Origin of the sequence: Roseibium litorale, assembly GCF_014842915.1 — a bacterium.
GTDB lineage: Bacteria > Pseudomonadota > Alphaproteobacteria > Rhizobiales > Stappiaceae > Roseibium > Roseibium litorale.
In genome coordinates this window covers 763,775-782,452 of the sequence record NZ_JACYXI010000001.1, presented here as the reverse complement: position 1 = coordinate 782,452, position 18,678 = coordinate 763,775, and the positions used below count along the sequence as shown (strand labels likewise).

The window sequence follows — 18,678 nt, the reverse complement described above, 5'->3', positions numbered from 1 at the left end:
GTCCGGATTGGCATCAGAGGACGGCGTTCGGGCCTCACATCCTCAGTGCTGGAAGATCCTCAATACGATGCTGGCCGCTGGCTGTTTGAAACGAAAAACCCGGCGGATTGCTCCGCCGGGTTTGGACAAATTCACTGTCCGGACATGAAAAGATTTGCAAAAAAGATCTAGAAAATAATTTCTTGTGTCCGGGTAATCTGCCCATCCATGCAAGCGGTGCAAGACAAACATCTAACCCTTCAATGAGTAGATATTGCCAGACGTGTCTGGAAACAGAATGGCAAAAAACTGGCAAAAATCCGGTTGGCTGAGTTGCCTGCAGATTGTGCAATCTGTCAGTGTCAGAAGTGACCGGACCGGTCCCTGAAAGCCTGCCGGTTTGCTTTCAGTCTTCTGACCACGATCTCGTTGCCACAGCGCTGGGCGCAGTGAATGGAGTCGGTGAAAAAGCCATCAACGGTTTCGGCACCGTCTAAAGTGCGTCCACTTTGATAGAATTCCTGCTCGGCTACTCTTGCCTGCATTTCGCGCACCTTGCAGCGGGCCCAATCCATCTGGCCAATCTTGCGGTCGAGTTCGCTAATGCATCGTTCCAGAATATAGTTAGCCTGCTGGATATCGCCGCTTTCCTTGTGCCATTGGGCCAAGTAAACGCGGTAAAGAACCTGATGCTCGAGAATACCTGTAGTGTCAGCTTTTTCCGCCAAGGAACTAATGTTGTTCAGATCTGAGGTATGGGCAATGCCAAGCTCCAGCTTAAGCCTGACCTTGTTCATCTCGATCAGATTCCCAAAGTCCACCAGACATGTGTTCTGGTCCTTAAACAGTCGAGAGATTTCCAACGCGCTGTCTTGGAGACCAATAAGTTGATCGGGTGGAGCATTCAGAAACTCTTCTTGATACCGCCGGACCAAATGAAACTTCATCGCTTCTGTGGCGACGGGATAATTGTTTCGAGTTTCCGGAACGCGGACGCTGTCTAGAATGAATTTGTAGCCCAGTTTGTTGCCGGACTGATAGGCCGCATAGGCCGTTGAGGCAAGCAACTCCATCGTTGCGGTATCTGCAATATCTGGATGAAGGCTAAACAGTCCCGAATTCAGAGAGGAGATCAGAAGCTGGCCGTTTTTTTCCGCTACATCGGAATTGCCCCTGACACGCTCCCGGCGGATCGCCGAGATTATAATGGCGCCCAAGGCCTCCGCATTGTTGAGATCCTCAAGTCTTTGCCCATGCTTTGCAGCAAGCTCTTCCAGCATCTCTCTGCGGCCAGCCTTGGATTGTTTCAGAACTGGCGCCGGCTGGCTTTTGCGGCGCTCTTTTCTGTACTCATCATAAAGCTCGGTCAGGCGGTTTGTTTCCGCGCCGGACCGGCTCAATATCTTGCAAAGCAAACGGAACTTAGCCCCGGACAGACCGGCCTTGCCATTCAGGATCTTGTTCCAGTGACTGCCGTCGATTTCGGTGAGGGACTGTATATATTCCCAGCGGCCAAGTCCGCTCTCATATGCACGTTCATTGATGAGAGTATCTATCGCGGAAACGACGTCGGTAGTTAAATCAAGATCTGTACCCGCATTCGCGAAAATCTTGTTCACCATCGCCCCCTGGCAGCTCCGGCAGGGTTGCCGAAGACATCGCCACTTCCCTGAAAACGCTTCGCAAAAGTCTGCGTTTCTGCCTTGTTTTAGCTGCGCTACACGCCGTTTACCGGAAAGGGCCTTGCCGGTTTTGTTTTCCAGCAAGGGGGCCGACATCATGATTCTTTACAGCTAACTAGTTTTCACTAGAGCGAATAGCATTTCCCGTCAAGATGGTGTGAGTTTGTAGTCTATGAAGCCCAGAAGTGGTCCTACGCAATTGGAAGCCATATGCTGAGAGCGGCACGCTATTAAAGGTAAAATTTCTTGTCACATCATGCGTTTGAGGATGCCGTCCTTTAGGACAACTTGATGCCATAGAGTTGCGCCAACGTGGATCACGATGAGTAGGATGAAGACGGGCTTCATCAGCTCATGAAACTCTCCGGCCAGATGAATATCAAGAAACCATGCGGCCAGACCTGTCAGTGGTGTTATCAGCAAGAGAGCATAGAACAGGACGTGGGTCCATTTTGCGGCTTGCTCCTGCCAAGCGCTTGAGGGCAGTGGTGTTGGGACGCCTTGTCTGTGTCTGATGCCCAGGCGCAAGACTGTGAGGAGCAGGATCGCGACACCGCCGTAAATATGCGCATTGCCGAGAATGGTGTCCAAAGGCGACAACGTCCGTCCGTCACGCAAGGCGCGTCCCAACTGGCCAATCGCTTCGCCGAAAATGAGCTGGAATACCACCAGCGCCGCTATGAGCCAGTGAAGAACAATATGGAGGCGGCTATAGGCGGCTGGCTGTGTCGGCGACATGGCTTGCTTTCCCTTGAAGATCTGTTGCGTTCCGGACATTTGATCACGATGCATCGTATTCTGATCTTATCGCAGATTGATGTCGATTGAAGAATCCGTGCTCCGTAGTCTGGCAGGATCCGATCTCAGGTATGCGGAAAGCACATATCTGGTAGGTGCTGCTCAGACACCCGGAGAGGTTGATTTTTAACCCTCACACCATGATGCTATGCGCGGGCAGGAGTGGGAGTGAAATATGCCAATAAATATCAAGGTCCTGAAAGATGAGGACCTGAGAACGGCTTTGCCGGATCTGGCGCGCCTGCGCATCGAGGTTTTCAAAAGCTGGCCCTATATCTACGATGGGTCGATGGAGTATGAGCAGCGCTATCTGCAGCGCTATGCGCACACTGATGGCGCTGTGATCGTCGGTGCCTATGATGATGGCCAGCTTGTGGGGGCAGCTACTGGCGAGCCACTGGAAAAAGAAGTCATCCAGTTCCGCCGCCCTTTCGAGGAAAACCGGCTCGATCCGAAAAAGATCTTCTATATGGCGGAGTCCCTTCTCTATCCGGCTTATCGGGGCAAGGGAATCGGACACCAGTTCTTTGATCTACGTGAGGCCCACGCCCGTGACCTCGGCTATGAAACCGCTGCTTTTTGTGCCGTTGTCCGCCCGGACGTGCATCCCTTGAAGCCTGCCGACTATCTGCCGCTGGACCCGTTCTGGGCCAAGCGCGGCTACAGCAAGCTGGAAAATGGCATTGTCTATTTCCCCTGGCAGGATGTGGGTGAGAGCGAGGAAACGGAAAAGCCGATGCAGGTCTGGATCCGCCAGCTTTGATCAGAAGAAAGCAAAAAGCCGCTGGAATGCATTCCCGCGGCTCTTTCGGTTTGTCGTGTCCGGACCTGTTTAGTCCGCCAGTTCCCAAACGATGGTGACCGACGCCGAGAGGGTTTCCTGCCCGGCTTCCACCGGGATTGCACCGTCGCTTGCAAAAGCCATTTTCTCGGCACGCATATAGAGCGGTTGCGGCATGGAAGCTCCGCCCTCGGAGATCGATAGGATCTTGCCCAGTTTCACCCCTGCGGCTTGCGCATAAAGGCTGGCGCGGGATTTGGCGTTCTCCACGGCTGCCTTTCGGGCTTCATCCATCTTCTTGTCCGCATCGCTGACCTGGAACGAGATGCCGTTGACCTCGTTGGCTCCGGACTGCACCACCGCATTCAGAATTGGCCCGAGCTTCGCCAGATCCCGGATATTGACGGTTACACCGTTGGCAACCTCGTACCCGGCGATTGCCGGAGGCTGATTTTCCCGGCCCTTTTGCTGTTCATAGCGGGGAAAGATGGAGAAGCCGCTGGTCTGGATGTCCTTGGCTTCGATGCCGGCTTTCTTGATCTCGGCAATCACCTCAGAGATGGCCTTGGTGTTCTCATCAAGAGCCTCTGGGGCGGTCTTGGCAGGCGTGACGACCCTTGTCGTAACCACAGCCATGTCAGGCGCCATGGAGAGTTTGCCTTGCCCCGTGATCGATATGGTTGCGACGGGGCCTTTTCCGGACGCTTCGGCCAAAGCGGGAAGGGGGGCTGCTACTGGCACTGCCAAAGCACCCAGAAACAGCATCGCCATGGGAAAGCGCAGAAAGCGTCGTGCAGTAGACGGTGCGGGTACTAAGGCTGGTGCAAACGAACGGCTCATGATTCCTCCAGTAGAAATACAAGGTCTGATTGCATGAATTTGGAATGTGATTGCGGCGCGGCCATGACGCTCCTGTTCATCCGGTATTCAGGATACCGGATAATTTCCTTTCGGGATCAGACCTTTGCCTGAACCTCGCTGATGAGGCTGCCGCCGGATGGTCTTGCGGGGTCTCCGATGTTCCCATTGGCAGACAAAAGCACGGCAACTGGCCGTGTGCTTTCAAACTTCGAACAAATGATCATAAGGACGACGGTCAGCGGAACACAGATGACCATGCCGACCACTCCCCATATCGTTCCCCAGAACGAAAGACTGAGCATGATCACCAGGCCCGACAGGTTCAGGCTGGACCCCATCAGGCGTGGTTCGATCAAATTGCCGAGGATGAATTGGGCAAAGCCCAGACCGAGAGCGATCAATACGAATGGGCCGAGCGTGTCGTAATAGGCCAGCGCCAGCAGGCTGGGGAAAATCACGCTGATCAGTGAGCCGATGGTTGGAATGAAATTCAGCAGAAAGGCGATAAAGCCGAAGAGCGGGGCGTAGGGCAGGCCTGCAACGGACAAGAGGCCACTGGTGAATAGGCCAGTGAAGATGCTGACCGCGGTCTTGATGCCAAAGTAATGCATGATGGAGCGGTTGATCTCGGCGCGGACAGCGAAGGCCGTCTCGGCTTTCTTCCTGTCTGTGAAGACCTGCTGTAATTTCCGGTCAAAGGTTGACTGCTCCAGCAAGAGAAACAGGACATAGATGAAGACCAGAGAGGCCGATCCGGCAATTGTCGTTAGGAAACTAGCCCCTGCAGTCACCATTCCGGGAACGGTTGCGTCCGGCAGCAGATCCCTTAACTCGAGCGGATCTTCCAGCTTCAGGGGGCGGGTAAAGTCTGAGAAGACTTGTTCCAGCCGGGATTGGTAGGCAGGCGCGTCGCGGGCCAGCTGGGTCAGATTGACCGTCACCATGTCGAAGACAAGGGTCGCGGCCATAAAAATCGCAACGAGCGACAGGGGCAGCGCCACCCAACCGGGCAAACGCCAGCGCCCCAAGGGAATTTTCTGAAAAATCCCCGACAACGCGTTGATGAGATACCACGCGATCAGGGCAATCACGAAGGGAAGGAGCAGGGTGCGCCCTGCAAGCAGCAGCCAGCCGCTGAGGCAGACCAGAAACAGGCTTAGCGTGATGGTAAGCAATGTCGAGCGCATGTCCGGGTCCCCTTAAGCCCCGGGTCGTTATAACAGAATGGGGCCGCCTGATCACAAGGGGGCACCCGGCAGGGAAAGGCCATTTTAACGTTGTGCTTGAGATGGCTAAGCAACTTGATGCCGGAATAGATCAGATCAGGACTTGCGCGCAGGGTAGGCGCCATTTTCAGGCCGGAGCTTCAGCCATCAAGCTTAGAGCCACACCAAGAGCAGCCTGTGACCAACCGTTCCGGCCTCTCTGCCCGCGCCTCCTGTTTGAAGCGAATGGCGCGGGGGCGACTGACGCACGCTTTTGGTTCTCTTCTGTGCCCGGATGGCGTTGCAGGAGACCTTGAGAGCCTTTCGATCAAACGCGGCGCAGCGGCAATGGAAGATGCGGATAGTTGCGGCCAAAGCCCTTGCCCCACCGCCTTTTCTTGGTATACCAAGCAACCTTACGCGGGAATTGCCTTCTGCTTTTCGAATTTCCGCTCAAGGGCCTGTAGCTCAATGGTTAGAGCCGTCCGCTCATAACGGATTGGTTGGGGGTTCGAGTCCCTCCGGGCCCACCATATTTTTCAATGGCTTAGGTCAGATTTTCGGATTGCCTCCCGGGACAAATGAACCTCTTTTCCTTGTTCGTCGGTGATCTAGTCCCTGCCTCTAATTGTTCCGCATTTCAAAATAGGTCTTGTTGCCTGTGTTGAAGCCTGCGGTTTTGTAGAAACGTAGGGTGCTTTCCTTTTTGGAGCCGGTTGCGAGCAGCAGCTTGTAGCAGCCTTCCTGCCAGGCAAGGTCACGCGCCGCATGCAGGACAGCGTGGCCGAGACCCTTGCGGCGGTGGTCAGCGTCCGTGACGACGTTCTCGATCACCCCATAGGGCCTTGCCCCGCGAGACAGGTTTGGAATGATCGCAAGCGTGCAGCAGGCCGCTGGCAGACCGTCGACTTCTGCAACGAACATTGTGGTGAAGCCGCTTGAAAGCAGTCTTATCCAGGTTGACCGGGCCATCTCCGGATCCAAAATGGGGTCGCCCGGATTGAGCTGGCGGAAGAGAGCAAGAACACCTTCCAGATCTTCCTGACAGGCGGGGCGGACGATGGGCTTCTGGGCAGCGGAGGGGGAAGGGACCTTCAAGAAAATGTCCTTCGTGCTAGGTCGGGTCAGCGGTGCACCTGACCGTTTCCGGAAGATGACTGTGAGAACAGGCGAGGCGCAAGAGCGGTTTACCGCAAACGACAAGAAAAGCCCCGCGCACAGTTTTGCCTATGCGCGGGGCTTCTCGATTTTGATTGTTTGGGCAGAACTTAGAGCGTGATCGGAGCGCCCTGACCGAGCGCCTTGCCGCGGGCGCTGAGGGGGCGGGTTTCGCCTTTCGGCACGACCAGAGTTGCTTCGCCCAGAACCGGAGTGGCGGTGCCTTCCCTGGTCCAGTCGAGGTCGAGCGTGCCGCCCTTGGCCTTCAAGGTGAAGGTGAGGTGGCTGAACGGCGCATCAACGCTGATGCCGTCGTCTTCGAACAGCTCGCCCTTCGCTTCGCCCGTTGCCGGAACCGGGAAGAGGGCCAGGATACGGCCGGTCTCTGCTTCCGGGGCTGCGCGGCTGCTGCCTTCTGCGAGCGGCAGGATGGCTCCGGCGCGGACGAACAGCGGCATGGAGCCGAGATCGACGGACAGTTCCAGTTCCTGTCCGCCTTCGTGCCAGGTGCCGGCGTGGAAGTCCCACCAGCCCGTGCCGTTCTCAGGCAGATAGACCTTGCGGGTGGTCACGCCCTTGTCGACCACATTGGCAACCAGAAGGTCCGGGCCGAGCATGAAGTCGTCCGTGTCGTCCCAGCAGCGCAGATCGTCCGGAAACTCCACGAAGGTTGGGCGGATCATGGCCTCGTCAAAACGGGCCATGCGCCACAGCAGGGTGTAGAGATATGGCATCAGCTTGTAGCGCAGCTTGATGGCATCGCGGATGTGATGGGTCACTTCCGGATACATCCAGGGCTCGTTGACAGTGTGGTCATCGTTCCAGCTGTGAATGGTGAAGCGCGGATGGAAGATGCCGTTCTGAACCCAGCGGACGAAGAGTTCCGGTTCCGGCTTCGGACCTGCGAAACCGCCAACGTCGTGGCCGATGTTGAAGAAGCCGGACATGGATAGGCCGAGGCCCATGCGGATGTTCCAGCGGATCGTCTTCCAGTCGGTCCAGTTGTCACCGGTCCAGGTCTGAGCGTAGCGCTGCAGTCCCGGGGCTCCGGAGCGGCTGATCAGATAGGGGCGCAGATGCGGCGCATGGGCTTTCTGGGCGGTTTCCGAAGCACGGGTCATCAGGATCGGCTGGATTGGGCGGATCAGCTTGACCGGGATCTCGCTGCCAAAGCCTTCGCACCGGGCCAGATCGTCCCAGATCTCATATTCGTTGTTGTCGTTCCAGGTGGAGCCGATGCCCTTTTCCAGAAGCTGCCGTGTCACGTTCTCCTGCCACCAGCGCTGTGTTTCCGGCTTGGTGAAATCGAGATGCGAGCCTTCGTCGTCCCAGAAGATCGAGCGCTCCGGCTTGTCGGCCTCGCTGTCGCGGACGAAGAGACCGGCTGCTTCCGCCTCGCCATAGCGCGGGTGATCCTGCAGCAGGCACGGCTTGATGTTGGCGATCAGGTGGACGCCGGCTTCGCGGAACTTGGCGGTCATGGACAGGACGTCCGGCACCTTGTCCGTGTTCCAGTTGAAGACGTAACGCTTCGGGCCGATGGAGGTGTAGCCGGAGGACATCTGGAAGCTGTCACAGGGAATGCCGTGTTCTGCGATCTTGGTCAGGAAGCCTTCCAGCTGAACCTGTGCATCCGGTGCATCTGTGTAGGACATGGTCGAACCGGAATAGCCAAGGGTCCAGCGCGGCGGGAAAGCCGTGCCGCCGGTCAGTTTGGCCTGGGCCGTGGAGAGTTCACCCAGATTGTCGGCCCAGCGCATGTAGTAATCGAGGTCACCATCTTCCGCCCGGTAGCTGCGGTAAGGCTTGTGATAGTTGTCGAGCTCGTTGCCAAGATCGAACCAGGTACCTGCCAGGTTGTCGTAGAAGATCGACCAGCAGCCTGCTTCCGCCGTCTTGGTCAGCGTGAAGGGAACGTGCTTGTAAAGCGGGTCGGTCGTCTCAGCGTCATAACCCATGGCGTCCAGGTTGCGCATTTCATAGCGGCGGCCGGAACGCTCCAGAAGTCCAGCCTTCTCGCCCAAACCATAGACCTTGTCCTGAGGAGAGCGGTTGAGGAAATGGCTGTGCCGGTGGTCTCGCACGCCCAGCATCAGCGCGCCCGTGCTGCGCTCTTCGGCAAAGACCTTCCAGCCGTCTGCGGTCCTGGCTTCCCAGGCGAGGTGCAGCGGCGTTGAGACCGTCAGGCGCATCGCGTCCGTGGCGAGAACGATCTTGCCTTCGCCTTCTGACAGAGTGAAGGCCGGGCAGGGGAAGCCATCGTTGCGGTCGCGGCTTCGGCCTTCCAGCGGTGCATCGCCGTTGGGAGCAATGGTCCAGCTCCGATCCAGGCGCCAGGCGCCATCCTTCAGCAGAGAGACACGGAACAGACGGTCTTCCAGAACGGCGATCCGCAGGATGTGCCGGCCTTCAACCTCCAGTTCGACGCCGGTGGCAGTGGCAGACTTGAGACGCCAGGTGTTCAGAGTTTTCATTTGTACCCCAGAAGCAGTTGCGGCAGGGCGAGGCTGATTTCAGGCACGAAAGTCACCAGCATCAGCAGGCCGAAAAGCACGGCATAGAACGGAAGAAGCGGACGGATGACGGAACCGATGCTGGTGTTGCCCACGGAGCAGCCGATGAAAAGGGCCGAGCCGACCGGCGGTGTGCAAATGCCAATGCACAGGTTCAAGGTCATCATAATCCCAAAGTGGACCGGATCCATACCGAGATCCTGCACCACAGGCATGAAGATCGGCGTGAAGATCAGCAAGGCCGGTGTCATATCCATGAAAGTGCCGACGATCAGCAGGGCAATGTTGATGGCCAGCAGGATGATGATCGGGTTGTCGGAGATGCCAAGCAGAGCATCGGACAAGGCAAAGGGGATGTCCCCGAAGGCCATAACGCGGCTCATGCCGATGCTGGCGCCGATCATCAAGAGGACAATGGCGGTCGTGACAGCGGACTCCAGAATGATCGCCGGAACGTCTTTGATGCCGATTTCCCGGTACCAGACCAGGGCCAGAAACAGAGTGTAGACGACGGCGATGGCCGATGCCTCCGTGGCTGTGAAGACCCCGAAGATAATGCCGCCCATGACGATGACGACCAGGCTGAGCGGCAACAGGGCATCGAGGGTAACGCGCAGAACCTCACCCCAGCTGGAGCGGGGGGAAACAGGGTAGCCGCGCTTCTTTGCAATGAAGCCAGCAACCACCATGAGACCGAACCCCATGAGGATGCCCGGCACGTAGCCTGCCACGAAAAGAGCCGCGATCGAGGTGCCGCCCGTGATCAGGGAATAGACGATCAGCGTCGTGGAGGGGGGAATGAGCAGGCCTGTCGGGCTGGAGGCGATGTTGACCGCTGCGGAGAAGGCCGGGTCATAACCTTCTTTCTTTTGCAAGGGGGCCATCACGCCGCCAACGGCTGCTGCGGCGGCCACGGCAGAGCCGGAGATTGAGCCGAACATCATGTTGGCAAGCACATTGCAGTGAGCAAGCGAGCCAGGCAGGCGTCCGCCAAGCACCTTGGCAAAGGAAATGAGCCGCAGGGCGATGCCGCCCCGGTTCATGATGTTGCCTGCCAGGATGAAGAACGGAATTGCCAGCAAGGTGAAACTGTCGAGGCCCGAGGCCATCTGCTGGGCGACGATGAACATGGACTGGTCGAAGCCCATGAACAGGAGGAAGGTGACGGCGGCGGACAGTCCAATCGCGAAGGCGATCGGAACGCCAAGCAGGGTTAGAACACCGAACGTGCCGAAAAGCAGGAGTGCTGCGGTGGCCATGAAATTCTCCGGGAAACGCGGGCTTGAACGTCAGGAAAGGGGACCGGCGGAAATGCTCTCGATTTGAGGGCGTTTGCCGTTCAGAAGATCAGCCGCAAAGGTCAGGCAATAGAAGATCATCACCGCTCCTGAGAATGGGATCGCGCCATAGACATAGCCCATCGGGATCTGAAGACTTGGAGTGACCTGGCCTGAGGCGAGGGTCTTCATGACCAGAAGGCTGCCGCCGTAGATCATCACGACACCGGCGAAGGCGCAGATCAGGGCCAGAATGAGAAGCTCCAGAAGCAGTTTGCGGGTGCCTGTCAGGGTCATCGGCAGCAGGTCGATCGCCAGATGGCGGCCTTGACCGAGCGTGTAGGCCCCGCCGATCAGCGCTACCCACATGAAGAGGAAGCGTGCCAGCTCATCCGTAACGGTGCTTGGAGTTCCAAAAATGAAACGGCTGGCGACCTGCCATACAACGCAAGCCACCAGAACGGTGAAAATGGCAATGATCGCCCAGCGCAATATTGCATCAACCGATTTACGCATCGGCGTACCTCCTCGTGCTGCACGGCAGTGTCGCAGGCGTCATGCCGCCCTCCCGCGCAGGCATCTTTTATAGATTTCTTGGGCGCCAACTTCTACGACCGGAGTAAATTGGTCAACCAATTTCAGCATATTGGTTGACTCATTTTTTTAAATTGGCAAATGTGTCGCCGCAATTGGTCGACCAATGATCGGGCGGCCTGACTTTTGAATAAACAGGCCGCATTTCCGCGGCTTATGTTACCTAGGGAGGTAATGCAATGCTGAAGCTGTCCCGTCTTGGCGCTCTTGCCGCGGCTGCATTCTTGACTGCAACTGTGTCCGCGCAGGCAGTTACGCTGAAACTTAACCACAACAATCCGCCGGAGCATCCGGTGCACATTGCCATGCAGATGATGGCCGACCGTCTGGCCGAACTGACCAATGGCGAAGTCAAGATCCGCATCTACCCGAATGGCCAGCTGGGCACTCAGCGCGAGTCCATGGAACTGGTGCAGAACTGCTCCCTGGAAATGGCCCGCTCCAACGCTTCAGAGCTCGAAGCTTTTGAAGAAAGCTATTCGGCTCTGAACCTGCCCTACATCTTCCAGTCCGAAGAGCATTTCAACAAGGTCGTCTCCGGCCCGATCGGCGAAGAAATCCTGAACTCTTCCGTTGCCCAGGGGTTCCGCGGCGTGGCCTTCTACACCGAGGGTGCCCGTTCTTTCTACGGCAACAAACCGATCCAGTCTCCGGCTGACCTGAAGGGCATGAAGATCCGTGTTCAGCCCAGCCCGTCCGCGATCCGGATGGTGGAACTGCTCGGTGGTAACCCGACCCCGATTGCCTGGGGCGAGCTCTACAGCGCGCTGCAGCAGGGCGTCGTTGACGGCGCGGAAAACAACCCGACCGCTCTGACCACGGCCCGTCACGGGGAAGTTGCCAAGTACTTCTCCCTGGACGAGCACACCATGATCCCGTCTGTCGTGGTGATTTCCAACTGTGCTTATGACGCTCTGACCGATGATCAGAAGGTGGCTCTCCGCCAGGCTGCTCTGGAATCCATGGAAGCTCAGCGCGTTGCATGGAATGCCGCGTCTGACGCTGCCATCGAAACGGCGAAGTCTGAAATGGGCGTGGAAGTGAACACTGTCGACAAGGCCCCGTTCATCGAAGCCGTCATGCCGATGCATGCAGAAGTCGCGGCGAAGTCCGAGAAGCTGGCCAAGCTGATCGAAGAGATCAAGGCTGCCGCGAACTGACTGTCATCAGACAGACCCTCTGAAACGCCGTAACGGGAGGAACACCATGCTTGAACGTTCGGATCTGGCCGACAATGCGCTTCAGTGTCTGCATGACGAGGACTATGACCGTCCTTACAATCTGCAGAACCTGAACGCGGAAACGCTGATCTTCACGAAGGGCAGGGATGGTGTTTCTCTGGATGGCGACTGGAACTTCTGTGTTGACCTGCTTGACACTGGCCTGCGGCAGAAATGGTTCGCCATGCTGCCGCAGGTCCCGGAAGACCGGATCGAGCCATGGGATTACGATCCGTATCAGGGGGAGACCGTTCCGGTGCCCTCCTGCTGGCAGATGCTGAAAGAGAAGTGGTACTTCTTTGAAGGCTCCGCCTGGTACACCCGTGCCTTGGACATGGAGCCGCTGGCCGCCGGACGGCGCCGGTTCCTGCGCGTCGGCGCGGCGCAATATGACTGCAAGGTTTTTATCAATGGCCAGTTCCTCGGCAACCACTATGGCGGCTCGACCCCCTTCTGCGTTGAAGTGACCGAAGCGCTCCAGCCTGGCCGCAACTGGCTGATGCTGTGTGTGAACAACACCCGCACGCTTGACCGCGTGCCGATGCGCAACACCGACTGGTTCAATTATGGCGGCGTCTACCGCGAGGTGACGCTGTACGAAACCCCTGCGACCGTCATCAAGGGCGTCTTTGCCCGGCTGGACGGGGAACGGATTGCGATTGACGTTGAGACCGATGGACCGGCCTCCGTTGCCCGTATTCGCCTTCCCGAGCTTGGCATCGATGAAGAAGTGCTCCTTGATAAGGGCAAAGGCCGTGCAGATCTTGCTGTCCAGCCCGTTCTCTGGTCACCGCAAAACCCGAAACTTTACAAACTCTCCGTGGGCGCTGGCGGTGACACTGTTTGCGACAAGGTCGGGTTCCGCCGGATCGAACGGCGTGGAACAGATCTTTTCCTCAATGGTGAACCGCTGTTCCTGCGCGGTATCTCCGTTCACGAGGACGACGAGATCAAGGGCAAATGCACCTGCGAGGAAGACCTGCGCCAGCGTTTTGCCGATGCGCGGGAACTGGGCTGCAACTTCCTGCGTCTTGCCCATTATCCGCATCACGAGCGGGCTGCCGAGATTGCCGATGAGCTTGGCTTTCTGCTTTGGGAAGAGATTCCCGTCTATTGGGCGATCGACTTTGCCAATCCAGCAACGCGCAAGGATGCAGAGAACCAGCTGCGCGAACTGATCCGCCGTGACCGCAACCGGGCAAGCGTGATCATCTGGTCTGTCGGCAATGAGAACCCGGATACGGATGCCCGGCTGGACTTCATGCGCGGCCTGACCGAGTTGGCGCGAGCGGAAGACCCGACCCGTCTTTTGTCGGCTGCATGCCTCGTCAATCACGCCAAGCTCAAGATCGAGGACCGGCTGGCCGCTCACATCGATATCATCGGCCTCAATGAGTATTATGGCTGGTACGAGGAGAATTTCGAGGAGCTGATCGAGATCGGCCGGAATTCAAATCCTGACCGCCCTGTTGTGATTTCGGAAACCGGCGCGGATGGGGATCACACCCGGCACGGGCCGGAAAAAGGTCTCTTCAGCATCGGCTATCAGCGGCAAGTGTACGAAAAACAGATCGATACACTTAGGCGGCTATCGTATATTCGCGGAATCTCCCCGTGGATTCTTTACGATTTCCGCGTGGAGCGGAGGCAGAACGTGTTCCAGCGCGGGTTCAACCGCAAAGGACTGATCGCAGCGGATAAAAAGACCCGGAAGCCAGCTTTCGAGGTGCTGCGGGCCTTTTACGAGGCCAAAAAGGGGGAGGATGAGCCGGCATGAGCGGAACGCGTCGCTATCAGGATGTTGCCACCGAATTGCGCGGGCTGGTTCGCAGCCGTGGCATGAAGGTGGGCGAACGCCTGATGTCCGAGCGGCAGATTTCCGAGGAATTGCAGGTTTCCCGTTCCCTGGTGCGCGAAGCGCTGATCATGTTGGAGATCGAAGGACTTGTCGAAGTCCGGCAGGGATCCGGCATCTATCTGAGTTCCAGCCCGGAGGAGAAGGCTCCTCCCATGCGGGATGATATTGGCCCGTTTGAGCTGCTTCAGGCCCGTCAGCTGCTGGAGAGCAATATTGCGGCCTTTGCTGCGGAGATGGTGACCAAGAACGACATTTTACGGCTGAGGGAAGCTCTCGAAGTCGAGCGGCGCGGGATCGAGACCAGCGATCCGGACTATAGCGGCGACGAGATGTTTCATCTGCTGATTGCCGAGGCAACGCAGAACTCGGTTCTGGTGGATATGGTTCGCGAACTTTGGCGCAAGCGGGAACAGAGCCCCATGTGGGCCCGGCTTCACGAGCGCATCTTCAATGCCGACTACCGCAAGGCTTGGCTTGATGATCACCGGATCATCCTGACCGCTTTGCAGAGCAAGGATCCCGCTGCTGCCAGACGGGCGATGTGGCAGCATCTGGAGAATGTCCGGGAGACACTCATGGAACTCTCCGACGTCGAGGATCCGGCCTTCGATGGTTATCTGTTCCAGCCGATTGCCCAGATCAGCTGATACCTGAATTTCCCTTTGTCTTCCTGGAGACCAGAATGATTGAAAGTTGGCGGTGGTTTGGACCGCAAGACGCCGTAACCCTCGCGGATGTCCGCCAGACCGGGGCGACAGGCATTGTAACTGCGCTGCATGACATTCCCAATGGCGTGATCTGGACCGTCGAGCAGATTCGCGAGCGGCAGGAGATGATCCGGGCCGCAGGTCTGGAATGGGTCGTCGTCGAAAGTATCCCGGTTCATGAGGACATCAAGACCGGTGCACCCGGCTGGCAGACCTATGCCGATAACTGGGCGCAGACCTTCGAGAACCTGGCTGAGTGCGGCATCAAGACGATCTGCTACAACTTCATGCCGGTTCTCGACTGGACCCGGACGGATCTCTATCACGAGCTGGAAAACGGTGCCCGCTGCCTGCGGTATGACGCCGTGGATCTGGCGATGTTCGACATTCACATCCTGAAGCGGCCCGGGGCTGATGCGGATCATCTGCCGGAAATCTGCGAAGCCGCCAAGGCGCGGTTCGCCGTGGTGGATGTGGCCGAACATGAGCGCCTGATGCGCACGATCATTGCCGGCCTGCCGGGATCTGAGGAAAGCTATACGCTTGAGACTTTCGCCAAGCGTCTGGAAACCTACAACGGCATCGGACCCGATGAGCTGCGCGGTAATCTCGCGGGCTTCCTGCGCCATGTCCTGCCCCGGGCGGAAGCTGCGGGTGTGGTCCTTGCCATCCATCCGGATGATCCGCCCCGCTCGATGTTTGGTCTGCCGCGCGTGGTCTCCACAGCCGCCGATATGGATGCGCTGGTGGCCGCCAACCCGAGCCCGTCCAATGGCTTCACCTTCTGCACGGGCTCCTATGGTGTCCGGGCGGACAATGACCTTCCGGCGATGATCAGGGCGCATCGGGCCCGGATCTACTTTGTGCACCTCCGGGCCACCAAGCGAGAGGCTGATGGCGTCAGCTTCCACGAAGCCGATCATCTCGACGGCGACGTCGATATGGTTGCTGTCGTTCGCGAGCTTCTGGCGATGGAAAAGGCAACGGGCCTCACCGTGCCGTTCCGTCCGGATCACGGCCATGCAATGCGTGACGACATGGCCCGCAAGACCGCTCCGGGATATCCGCTGATCGGCCGCCTGCGCGGTCTGGCGGAGATCCGCGGCATTGCCAAGGCCCTTTCGGCCTGAGCGGTTTCCCGCCTGTTGAGCGAAAAACCGAACCCGCCAGCGTCCCGGGACGCTGGCGGGTTTTCCATTCCTGGGAACTTTCAGGGATTTTCTGTCAGTCCAGTTGCCAGATCCGTCTGGCATTTTCGCTGAAAAAGGCAGTGCGTTCGTCGGCACTGCAGCCAAGGGTCAGCGCATATGTCGACGCGACCCAGGTCTCCAGATTGGCACCGCCAAGGGTGCAGACCGGGCTGTCCGAGCCCCAGACAACGCGGTTCCAGCCGAAAGCACCGATCGCATATTCAACATAGGGGCGTAACCGCTCAAGCGTGAAGTCGCCACCGGTGTAGGCGACGATGCCGGATATCTTGATGTTGAGATTGGGACGCTTGGAAAGCTCCGTGATCTTGTTCTTCCAGTCCGCGAAACTGTCTGTCGTCATTTCCGGAACGCCGCAGTGGTCCAGGACGAAAACAACATCCGGAGCCGCATCAACCAGCGCCGCAGCCAAGGGCAGCTGCCTCTGCAGCATGCAAATGTCGAAAGGCAGGGACTTTGAGGCGAGCCTGCGAATGTTCTTCCGGAAAAGCCGTGCCTGCGACAGGTCATCAGGGACGACATGCAGAACCCGGCGCAGACCCTTCACGGTTTTCCTGTCCAGACTGTCCAGGTAGGCCGCGAAATCCGGGGACTCCGGACGGCCGCTGGCTATTGCGCCTTTGATCAGGCTTCCTGGCCTGTTCATCAACTGGCCGACCATTTCCGTTTCCTGGCCGATGCTGTCTTCATGGACATCAACCTCCATATGGAGGGCTCCCGATATCCCTATCCGACGAGCCACTGTCTCGTAGGAATCATAAGTCCAGTCTCGGTCAAGCGCGGGGACATCCGCCAGCCAAGGGTAGGACAACTGGTCCCGGTCAACGAGGTGGAGATGGGTGTCTATCAGCATGAAGCGGCTCCTCCCTTGGGCCCGAAATCCAGACCGCTCGCGTCTCACTGGAGTTGATAGGCGGTGCGTAATTGAGTCAAGGCTGAGCACAAGCTGCTGTTTTTCTGACGGAATTTGTCTGCAGGGAACATCGCGAGACCTCCGGGTTTCCGGATGGTTTGTGCGGGTGTGGAATGTGGTGTGATGCCGTTCCGTACTGATATTCAATCGGTTTATCTGGCGAAACAGGTTTGCTCCTGTTTATATCTGCCTGCCTGATATGTGAATCGGTGGGGCCTGGGAGGTTCCTGCAACCGGTCACATCTGGAACGGACAAGGACCCATAAGGTTCGCAGGCTGGGAGGAATGTAATGGAACGCAAGGGCGCCGTGATCGGCCTCGATGGGGCAGGTATAGAGGAATATAAACGCCTGCATGCTGCTGCCTGGCCAGGCGTGCTGGCGAAGATTTCCGACTGCAATATCCGCAACTACACGATTTTCCTGAAGGAACCTGAGAACCTGCTGTTCTCCTATTTCGAATACCACGGGACTGATTACGCTGCCGATATGGCGAAGATGGCCGCTGACCCGGAAACCCGCCGCTGGTGGGCCATTTGCGGTCCTCTGCAGCGCCCGCTCGCAACCCGGAAGGAAGGCGAGTGGTGGGCTGAGATGGAAGAGGTTTTCCATCATGAATGAGTTTGATCCAAAGAGCCTGCGCCAGAGTGTTGAGCAGCCCCGGACAAGCCGTCCAATTGTGACCTTCGGGGCAGGCTCCATCGTGTCCGATGCCCATCTGCCCGCTTATCGCCAGGCGGGGTTCCAGAGCGCTGGGATCTTTGATCCGGATTTTGACAAGACAGCCAGTGTGGCGGAAGCCTTTGGAACCCGTGCTTTTACCAGCCGCGAGGAAGCTCTGGCCGTGGAAGGGGCGGTCTTTGATCTTGCCGTGCCGCCGGTTGCTATTCCGGGCATTCTGGAAAACCTGCCGGAAGGGTCTGTTGTGCTGATCCAGAAGCCGATGGGGTCGGACCTCTCGGAGGCTAGCCGTATTCTGGATATTTGCGAGGCGCGCAATATCAAGGCGGCGGTGAATTTCCAGCTCCGCTTCGCACCGATGACCCTGGCGCTCAAGGATGCTATTGCCAAGGGCTGGCTGGGCGAGGTGGTCGACTTCGATGCCTGGCTGGCGCTCGATACGCCCTGGCACCTCTGGCAGTTCCTCATGGACCTGCCGCGGGTGGAGATCCTGCTGCACTCGATCCACTATCTCGACACGATCCGCGACATTCTGGGTGATCCACTGGGGGTTCATGCCAAAACCCTCGGACATCCGTCCTCGAAGATCTCACAAAGCCGGACCTCGGCCATTCTCGACTACGGCGATACGATCCGCTGCAGCCTGTCCATCAATCACAATCACAGCTTCGGCCGGAAATATCAGGCTTGCGAGTTCCGGATCTGCGGAACGGCAGGCGCCGCCTACATGAAGCTTGGCGTCAACCTGGACTATCCCAAGGGCGAGCCGGACGAGCTGTGGATTCATCCCAAGGGCGGATCGGACTGGGTGCAGGTGCCGTTGAAGGGCAACTGGTTTATCGAGGCCTTTGTCGGCCGGATGACGCAGGTTCAGCGCTTCGCGACAGGCGAAGATGCGGCGCTTGAGGGCTCGGTGGCTGATGCCTGGAACACGATGGCCCTGGTTGAGGCTGCTTATGAAAGCAGCGCCGCACCGGCCACGCCTTTGGCCAAGAGAAGCTGAGCGCAAGAGGATGAGCACAGCAATCTTCACTGAGTGCGTATGCTCAGCGCGCCAAGCCCGGGTACCTGCCGGTTTGAGGACCCCACCAGGAATGGGGGTTTGCGCTCGTCTTGATAATTGTCGCAATCTGCCGGGCAACATCCAATGGTTCGAAGGAGATCGCAAGGCCAGGAGCATCATCCCCGGCCAACACTTGGAGATACATCAAGGCTGTTTGCCCATCAGGCATTCCAATCAGATC

The 18,678-nt window shown here is 57.9% G+C and carries 16 protein-coding genes and 1 tRNA gene; 8 read left to right on the top strand and 9 right to left on the bottom strand.

Annotated elements, in window-relative coordinates; genetic code table 11:
- Positions 1-341: 341 nt before the first annotated feature.
- Both IG616_RS03835 and IG616_RS03830 read right to left on the bottom strand, forming a co-directional pair.
- On the bottom strand, positions 342-1,601 hold the full coding sequence (locus IG616_RS03835; protein ID WP_192146521.1) for a hypothetical protein: 1,260 nt from the start codon (positions 1,599-1,601) through the stop codon (positions 342-344).
- 309 nt (positions 1,602-1,910) lie between these two features.
- Complete coding sequence (locus IG616_RS03830; protein ID WP_192146519.1) at positions 1,911-2,399, bottom strand: cytochrome b; 489 nt, start codon at positions 2,397-2,399, stop codon at positions 1,911-1,913.
- Positions 2,400-2,634: 235 nt separating this feature from the next.
- Between IG616_RS03830 and IG616_RS03825 the strand changes: the two genes are divergently transcribed.
- Positions 2,635-3,222, top strand: coding sequence for a GNAT family N-acetyltransferase (locus IG616_RS03825; protein WP_192146517.1), 588 nt, complete (start codon positions 2,635-2,637; stop codon positions 3,220-3,222).
- Positions 3,223-3,291: 69 nt separating this feature from the next.
- Here IG616_RS03825 and IG616_RS03820 read toward each other — a convergent pair whose 3' ends face one another.
- Entirely contained in the window at positions 3,292-4,080 is a 789-nt protein-coding gene (locus tag IG616_RS03820; protein WP_246476075.1) for an SIMPL domain-containing protein, read from the bottom strand.
- 116 nt (positions 4,081-4,196) lie between these two features.
- Positions 4,197-5,288: an AI-2E family transporter gene (locus IG616_RS03815; RefSeq protein WP_192146515.1), complete on the bottom strand. Its 1,092-nt coding sequence runs from the start codon at positions 5,286-5,288 to the stop codon at positions 4,197-4,199.
- Between the two features lie 475 nt (positions 5,289-5,763).
- On the opposite strand from IG616_RS03815, the gene IG616_RS03810 reads away from it, so the two are divergent.
- Positions 5,764-5,839: transfer RNA gene (locus tag IG616_RS03810), tRNA-Ile, on the top strand.
- 91 nt (positions 5,840-5,930) lie between these two features.
- Here IG616_RS03810 and IG616_RS03805 read toward each other — a convergent pair.
- The 4 genes from IG616_RS03805 to IG616_RS03790 all read right to left on the bottom strand — a co-directional run bounded on the left by IG616_RS03805 (position 5,931) and on the right by IG616_RS03790 (position 10,770).
- The gene (locus IG616_RS03805; RefSeq protein ID WP_192146513.1) at positions 5,931-6,404 is read right to left on the bottom strand and encodes a GNAT family N-acetyltransferase; all 474 of its coding nucleotides are present in this window, start codon (positions 6,402-6,404) and stop codon (positions 5,931-5,933) included.
- A 170-nt stretch (positions 6,405-6,574) separates the two neighbouring features.
- Positions 6,575-8,938 (bottom strand): glycoside hydrolase family 31 protein, encoded by a 2,364-nt coding sequence (locus IG616_RS03800; protein WP_192146511.1) that lies wholly within the window; start codon positions 8,936-8,938, stop codon positions 6,575-6,577.
- Positions 8,935-10,236, bottom strand: a complete 1,302-nt coding sequence (locus tag IG616_RS03795; protein WP_192146509.1) for a TRAP transporter large permease — start codon at positions 10,234-10,236, stop codon at positions 8,935-8,937. Before IG616_RS03795 ends, IG616_RS03800 begins: the two co-directional genes overlap by 4 nt.
- A gap of 30 nt (positions 10,237-10,266) precedes the next feature.
- Positions 10,267-10,770 (bottom strand): TRAP transporter small permease, encoded by a 504-nt coding sequence (locus tag IG616_RS03790; RefSeq protein ID WP_192146507.1) that lies wholly within the window; start codon positions 10,768-10,770, stop codon positions 10,267-10,269.
- Positions 10,771-11,027: 257 nt separating this feature from the next.
- On the opposite strand from IG616_RS03790, the gene IG616_RS03785 reads away from it, so the two are divergent.
- The 4 genes from IG616_RS03785 to uxuA are packed head-to-tail and all read left to right on the top strand — an operon-like array spanning position 11,028 to position 15,763.
- Complete coding sequence (locus IG616_RS03785; RefSeq protein ID WP_192146505.1) at positions 11,028-12,008, top strand: TRAP transporter substrate-binding protein; 981 nt, start codon at positions 11,028-11,030, stop codon at positions 12,006-12,008.
- A 46-nt stretch (positions 12,009-12,054) separates the two neighbouring features.
- Positions 12,055-13,845: a glycoside hydrolase family 2 protein gene (locus tag IG616_RS03780; protein WP_192146503.1), complete on the top strand. Its 1,791-nt coding sequence runs from the start codon at positions 12,055-12,057 to the stop codon at positions 13,843-13,845.
- On the top strand, positions 13,842-14,573 hold the full coding sequence (locus IG616_RS03775; RefSeq protein ID WP_192146501.1) for an FCD domain-containing protein: 732 nt from the start codon (positions 13,842-13,844) through the stop codon (positions 14,571-14,573). Before IG616_RS03780 ends, IG616_RS03775 begins: the two co-directional genes overlap by 4 nt.
- A 35-nt stretch (positions 14,574-14,608) precedes the next feature.
- Positions 14,609-15,763: a mannonate dehydratase gene (gene uxuA / locus IG616_RS03770; RefSeq protein WP_192146499.1), complete on the top strand. Its 1,155-nt coding sequence runs from the start codon at positions 14,609-14,611 to the stop codon at positions 15,761-15,763.
- Between the two features lie 94 nt (positions 15,764-15,857).
- On the opposite strand, the gene IG616_RS03765 is transcribed toward uxuA, so the two are convergent.
- Positions 15,858-16,694, bottom strand: a complete 837-nt coding sequence (locus tag IG616_RS03765; protein WP_192146497.1) for an amidohydrolase family protein — start codon at positions 16,692-16,694, stop codon at positions 15,858-15,860.
- A gap of 350 nt (positions 16,695-17,044) precedes the next feature.
- Between IG616_RS03765 and IG616_RS03760 the strand changes: the two genes are divergently transcribed.
- A complete protein-coding gene (locus tag IG616_RS03760; protein WP_192146495.1) occupies positions 17,045-17,374 on the top strand; it encodes an L-rhamnose mutarotase in 330 nt (109 codons plus the stop codon).
- Complete coding sequence (locus IG616_RS03755) at positions 17,364-18,437, top strand: Gfo/Idh/MocA family protein (protein WP_192146725.1); 1,074 nt, start codon at positions 17,364-17,366, stop codon at positions 18,435-18,437. Before IG616_RS03760 ends, IG616_RS03755 begins: the two co-directional genes overlap by 11 nt.
- Positions 18,438-18,678: the final 241 nt, after the last annotated feature.